The sequence below is a fragment of the Sphingosinicella sp. genome, assembly GCF_052387495.1.
GTDB lineage: Bacteria > Pseudomonadota > Alphaproteobacteria > Sphingomonadales > Sphingomonadaceae > Allosphingosinicella.
This window is the reverse complement of sequence record NZ_JBQTJC010000295.1, coordinates 1-3,017: the sequence shown is the minus strand read 5'-3', so window position 1 is coordinate 3,017 and position 3,017 is coordinate 1. Positions and strand designations below refer to the sequence as shown.

The window sequence follows — 3,017 nt, the reverse complement described above, 5'->3', positions numbered from 1 at the left end:
GTCGCCGGACTTAAAATAGCCGTCGGCAGTGAAGGCGGCATGGGTCGCCGCCTCGTCGTTCCAATAGCCGCGGATATTGGCGGCGGAGCGGATCGCGATCTCCCCCGTCTCGCCCTGCGGCAAATGGCGGTCGCCTTCGCCGAGGATCGCCATTTCGACCATCGGCGCGTGCGGCCGGCCCGTGGAGGCAGGCTTGTCGTGATAGTTGGACCAGAAATTGGAGCACCCGACGGCATTGGTCTCGGTGAGGCCGTAGCCCAGAGCGGGACGTGCCCCGGTGAAGCTTCGCTCGAGCCGCTCGACATGGGCGACCGGGCGCGGCGCGCCGCCCGCGGCGATGTCGGTAAGGCTCGAAAGATCGTATTTGTCGCGGTCGGGATGCTGCATCAGCTCCAGGCTCATCGTCGGCACGCCGACGAAATAGGTGAGCTTCTCGCGTTCGATCAGCCGCAGCGCCTCGCCCGGGTCCCATTTCGGCATCAGCACCATCGTCCGGCCGATCACGAAGCTGTTGAGCAGCACCGGCACCTCGCCGGTGACGTGGAACAGCGGCACGTTGACCAGGGTCTTGGGATCGCCGACCGTCTCTCCTGCGCTCTCGCGGATGCCGCGCAACACGGCGAGGCCAATCGTGTAGGTGTAGACCCCGGTCGTCACCGCGCGGTGGGTCGAGACGGCACCCTTGGCGAGGCCGGTCGAGCCCGAGGTGAAGAGGATGGTCGCGTCGTCCTCCGGTGCGATCTGGGGTAGGTCCGCCTCCGCCCCGAGTAGGGGTCCGATCGCCTCCGCCAGCGGCCGTTCGACGGGCAGGGTGACGATGCTGCAATCGACGCAGGCCGCCTCGATCCGCTGCGCGCGGCCGGCATCGGCGATGACCAGCTTGGGCCTGGTCAGGTCGAGCGCGTGGCGCATCTCGTCGGTCTGCCACCAGCCGTTGATCAGGGTGGAGATCGCCCCCGCCTTGAGCGCCGCCATATGGGCGACGATCCAGGCGGGGCAGTTGCGCATCGCGATCGCCACCCGGTCGCCCTTTCGGATGCCGGCGCCGGCGAGCGACCGGGCGAGCTTCGTCGCCTGTTCGTTGAGCTGGGCGTAGGTGAGCCGCTCCTCGCCCGCGATCACCGCCTCGACATTGGCGTGGACCGCGCAGAAGAAGTCGAACAGCATCGGCAGGGTCGAGGGGAAATTGGCGACGATCACGCGGCCTTCCGCGTCCCGGCCGAGCTGGATCGTGGCGCCCTCGCCGGTGGCCGCCGCCAGTACCGCATCGTAGGTCCGGTCGAGCTCGCTCGGCATCTCCGCTCCCGCTTCCTTTTTCTTCGGCCCCCAGTATGAAGGCGCTTGTCCAAAGGGGGAAGCCTTGATCGACGCCTTACTGACATCGATGACAGCGGCCGGCGGCGCGATCCGCTTCCCAGACCTCGGCCTCCATCCCGTCCTCCTCGATCTCGGCTGGTTCCAGCTGCGCTGGTACAGTCTCGCCTACCTGATCGGCATCATCGTCGGCTGGTGGTATCTGCTCAAACTGATCGCCCAGCCGGGCGCGCCGATGGCACGCCGGCATGCCGACGACCTTGTCTTCTACGCCACGCTCGGCGTCATCCTCGGCGGCCGGCTCGGCTATGTTCTCTTCTATAAGCCGATGGATTATCTCGCCAATCCGCTGGAGATCGTTCAGCTCTGGGATGGCGGCATGTCGTTCCACGGCGGCGTGATCGGGGTCAGCCTCGGCATCCTGTGGATGGCGCGCCAGCACAAGCTCGATTGGCTGCGCGTCCACGATTACGTCGCCTGCTGCATTCCCTTCGGCCTCTTCCTCGGCCGTCTCGCCAATTTCGTGAATGCCGAGCTCTGGGGCGGCACCACCAACGTCCCTTGGGCGGTGCGCTTCCCGGAGGTCGTCGACGGCATGCTGATCCTCGGCCCGCCGCGGCACCCGAGCCAGCTTTACGAAGCCTTGCTGGAGGGTGTGCTGCTCTTCCTCGTGCTTTGGTACATGTTCTGGAAGACGCGCGCGCGCTATCGGCCCGGGGCGTTGGTTGGGGCCTTCCTGCTTGTCTACGGGCTCAGCCGCTTCCTCGTCGAGTTCGTCCGCGAGCCCGATGCGCATCTCACCAGCTTCGCCCAGGCGACCGGGCTCCAGATGGGCCAGTGGCTGTCGCTGCCGATGATTCTGGCCGGGCTCTACCTGGTCGCGACCGCCGGCAAACGCGCGGAGCGGGTCCGCCCCGTCCCGGCCGATGAGCCGGCTTGAGGACGAGCTGAGGCGGCGGATCGAGACCGAAGGGCCGATCGCCGTCGCCGACTATATGGAAGCCGCCAACGCGCATTATTACGCGACCCGCGATCCGCTCGGCCGCGGCGGCGATTTCATCACCGCGCCGGAGATCGGCCAGATGTTCGGCGAGCTGGTCGGCGCCTGGCTCGCCGATTTGTGGCAGCGCGCCGGGCGGCCCGACGCGCACTACGTCGAGCTGGGCCCGGGCCGAGGCACGCTTGCCGCGGATGCGTTGCGTGTCATGGCCAAAGCCGGCCTCGGCCCCCCGGCGCATTTCGTCGAGACCAGCCCCGTCCTGCGCGACGCGCAGATTCAGCGCGTGCCGGCGGCGACGTGGCATGACAATATCGGCAGCCTGCCCCGCGACCGGCCGCTGCTGATCGTCGCCAACGAGTTTTTCGACGCGCTGCCGATTCATCAATTCGACGCCATGGGGCGCGAATTGCGGGTGAGCGCGCGCGACGCCGGCTTCGTTCGCGACGGCGAGGTCGAGCGCGAGGCTTCGCCCGCATCGCTGGCGATCGTTCGCGACCTGGCGCGCCGCCTCGCCGCGCAGGGCGGCGCGGCGTTGCTCATCGATTACGGCCACGACCGGCCGGGCTCGGGGGACACGCTGCAGGCGGTCTCGGCCCACGCTTATGCCGATCCATGGACCGCGCCGGGAACGCGCGACCTAACCGCCCATGTCGACTTCTCGGCGCTGGCCCAGGCGGCGCGTGAGGCGGGTGCGTGCGTCCAC

At 68.2% G+C, this 3,017-nt stretch carries 3 protein-coding genes; 2 read left to right on the top strand and 1 reads right to left on the bottom strand.

The genetic code is table 11. The annotated features are described in order from the left end of the window. Positions 1-1,296, bottom strand: a 1,296-nt coding sequence (locus ACT4N8_RS16160; protein WP_444859135.1) for a class I adenylate-forming enzyme family protein, incomplete at its 3' end; no start/stop codon positions are given. 88 nt (positions 1,297-1,384) lie between these two features. Here ACT4N8_RS16160 and lgt point away from each other — a divergent pair. Beyond that, positions 1,385-2,254: a prolipoprotein diacylglyceryl transferase gene (gene lgt / locus ACT4N8_RS16155; protein WP_444859136.1), complete on the top strand. Its 870-nt coding sequence runs from the start codon at positions 1,385-1,387 to the stop codon at positions 2,252-2,254. Then, positions 2,241-3,017, top strand: a 777-nt coding sequence (locus tag ACT4N8_RS16150) for a class I SAM-dependent methyltransferase (RefSeq protein ID WP_444859134.1), incomplete at its 3' end; no start/stop codon positions are given. The genes lgt and ACT4N8_RS16150, both read left to right, overlap by 14 nt.

Bases quoted from the DNA above. Each gene is read 5' to 3' on its own strand.
- lgt (WP_444859136.1), top strand. From the start codon at position 1,385: ATGACAGCGGCCGGCGGCGCGATCCGCTTCCCAGACCTCGGCCTCCAT.